We start from the raw sequence: 2,999 nt of genomic DNA, 5'->3' as shown, positions 1-2,999 counted from the left end.
GAATTTCAGCGGGTGTGGCCGCGCGGGTACCGACGACTCGTCGGCCGGCCCATAATCTTCGCGCCAGATCGAAGAGGGGATCCTTCCATGAAACGAATTCTCGCCGGCGTCGTCCTGGCTGGCACCGCCGCCGTCAGCGCCCAAGCGGCCGACCTCGCCGTCAAGGCTCCCTACATGAAGGCCCCGGTGGCCGCGGTCTACGACTGGACCGGCTTCTACATCGGCGCCAACGTCGGCGTCGGCCTGGGCCGCGACCTGCAGACCCACTCCTATCCGGGCGCCGGCACGTTGAACTCCACCTATCTGCAGCCGCAGGGCGCTATCGGCGGTGGCCAGATCGGCTACAACTGGCAGTTCGGCTCGATGTTTGGCCCGATGCTGATCGGCGTCGAGGCCGACATCCAGGGCAGCGGCATGAGCGATGGCTACACCTCGCTCAACGGCCTCGCCACCAACTACAATCAGAAGCTCGATTGGTTCGGCACTGTCCGCGGTCGCGTCGGCCTCGTGCGCGGTCCGGCATTCGGCTACTTCACCGGCGGTTACGCGGTTGGCAACGTTAAGACGACCGTCACCGAAGGCGGCCTTGTGGCGTTCGAAAACAGCAAGACCCGCTCCGGCTGGGTGATCGGTTCGGGTGTGGAAGCCGCGCTCGGCGGTAACTGGAGCGGCAAGATCGAGTATCTGTACCTCGATCTCGGGAACCAGACCGATTTCTTCGGCAACCAGAGCCTGCGCACCGAAGCGCGCGAGAGCATCTTCCGCGTCGGCCTGAACTACCGGATCGGCGGCAACGGCATGTACGTCGCCCCGCCGCCCGCGAACTGGGCCGGTCTTTACATCGGCGGCAATTTCGGCGGCGCCACCGCGCGTGACCGCTCCAGCGTGACGATCGCGGGCGTGACCGACGCCTTCAACCTGGCGCCGGACGGCTTCTTCGGCGGCGGTCAGATCGGCTACAACTGGCAGGCGGCGAACTGGGTGTTCGGCGTCGAAGCCGACTTCCAGGGCTCGACCCTGAAGGATCAGCGCGCCGCGGTGCTCGGCCCGGCGGTGTTCTACGACGCCAAGCTGCCGTGGTTCGGAACCGCGCGCGGCCGTATCGGCTACTCGCTCGGCTCGACGCTGTTCTACGGCACCGCCGGCTATGCCTATGGCAACATCAAGACCGACATCGTCAGCGCCATCGGCAACTACAGCTTCAAGACCACCAAGGGTGGCTGGGCAGCCGGCGCCGGCATCGAGACTCCGTTCCAGCTGTTCGGCCTGCTCGGCCCGAACTGGACCTCGAAGACCGAATATCTCTACGTCGATCTCGGCTCGACCACCGACGCGTTCGGTGCCACCGGCATCAACACCACCAAGGTCACCCAGCATACGCTGCGCACCGGCATCAACTATCACTTCAATCAGCCGGTCGTCGCGAAGTACTGATCTTCGCGCCGCAGCGACCGACACCGAACCCCGGCCTCGCGGCCGGGGTTTTTGTTTGCCGGGAACAAGCACGGCCGGGGTCGTTTGCGGTTCGGCCTTTCCTATATTGCCTGCATGCGTCCGCACGACATCCTGCTGCCGACCGCCGCCGGCCTGTGCTGCAAGCCGGGCGGTTTCCACATTGATCCGGTGCGGCCGGTCGAGCGCGCGCTGATTACCCATGGCCATTCAGATCACGCCCGCGCCGGGCACGGCGCCGTGCTGGCGACCCGGCCCACGCTCGACATGATGCGGCTGCGCTATGGCGACAATTTTGCCGGTGCGACCCGGGAGGTTGCGTATGGCGAGGTCATCCGGCTCGGCGACACCACGGTCACGTTTCATCCCGCCGGCCATGTACTCGGCTCGGCGCAGATCGCGGTCGAGGCCGGCGGCCTCCGCATCGTCGCCTCCGGTGACTACAAGGATGCGCCCGACCCGACCTGCACGCCGTTCGAGATCGTACCCTGCGACGTGTTCATCACCGAGGCGACATTCGGTCTGCCGGTGTTCCGGCATCCCGACGCGGCTGGCGAAGTCAGAAAGCTGCTCGACTCCGTCGCGCTGTTTCCGGAGCGGGCGCATCTGGTCGGCGCCTATTCGCTCGGCAAAGCGCAGAGGGTGATCGCGCTGATCCGGCAGGCCGGCTACGACGCGCCGATCTACCTGCACGGCGCGATGGAGAAGATCACGCATTACTATGCGGAGCAGGGGGTGCCGCTCGGCGAGCTGCGCCCGGTGAAGGGCGTCAAGAAGGCGGAGCTGGCCGGCACCATCACGCTGGCACCGCCGTCGGCGACCTCCGATCTGTGGACGCGGCGTTTCCCCGATCCGCTCACCGCGTTCGCCTCGGGATGGATGCGGGTGCGCGCCCGCGCCCGGCAGCGCGGCGTCGAACTGCCGCTGGTGATCTCCGACCACGCCGATTGGGACGGACTGACCGCCACCATCAAAGCCACCGGCGCCGGCGAAATCTGGGTCACCCACGGTCAGGAAGACGCGCTGGTGCATTGGTGCAAGTCGCAGGGCCTCGCTGCCCGGCCGCTTGATCTGGTCGGCTATGGCGACGAGGACGAAGACGTCGGCATGCCGGCCGGCGATGAGGCGAACGACGCATGAACCGCTTCGCCGAACTGCTCGACCGCCTCGGCTACGAGCCAGGCCGCAACAACAAGCTGCGGCTGATCACCAATTACTTCCGCGCGGTCGAAGACCCCGACCGCGGCTGGGCGCTGGCGGCGCTGACCGGCGCATTGTCGTTCCGCCACGCCAAGCCCGGCCTGATCCGTGCCCTGATCGCCGAACGCACCGATCCAGTGCTGTTCGGCCTGTCCTACGACTACGTCGGCGATTTGTCCGAAACGGTGGCGCTGATGTGGCCCTCGCCCCATGCGCAGCGCAACTCCCCTCCCCCTTGCGGGGAGGGGTCGGGGGTGGGGGTCCACACCGGGACGCCATCCTCGGGGCGCCCTCACCCCAACCCTCTCCCGCAAGCGGGAGAGGGAGCTCGCCGTGCATCGGGAGAG

Annotated in this window: 2 protein-coding genes and 1 pseudogene; all 3 read left to right on the top strand. The window is 67.1% G+C overall.

All coding sequences use genetic code 11. The features are described 5' to 3' along the window. Positions 1-87 precede the first annotated feature (87 nt). Entirely contained in the window at positions 88-1,434 is a 1,347-nt protein-coding gene (locus tag DU475_RS23510) for an outer membrane protein (RefSeq protein ID WP_047307499.1), read from the top strand. A 114-nt stretch (positions 1,435-1,548) separates the two neighbouring features. Then, positions 1,549-2,592, top strand: a complete 1,044-nt coding sequence (locus DU475_RS23505) for a ligase-associated DNA damage response exonuclease (RefSeq protein WP_164633483.1) — start codon at positions 1,549-1,551, stop codon at positions 2,590-2,592. After that, a pseudogene (locus tag DU475_RS23500) lies at positions 2,589-2,999 on the top strand (ATP-dependent DNA ligase); the annotation flags it as partial. The gene DU475_RS23505 and the pseudogene DU475_RS23500, both read left to right, overlap by 4 nt.

The organism is Rhodopseudomonas sp. WA056 (assembly GCF_010906995.1).
GTDB lineage: Bacteria > Pseudomonadota > Alphaproteobacteria > Rhizobiales > Xanthobacteraceae > Rhodopseudomonas > Rhodopseudomonas palustris_G.
Note: the sequence above shows the minus strand (reverse complement) of the source record. Positions and strands in the feature narration are given on the sequence as shown.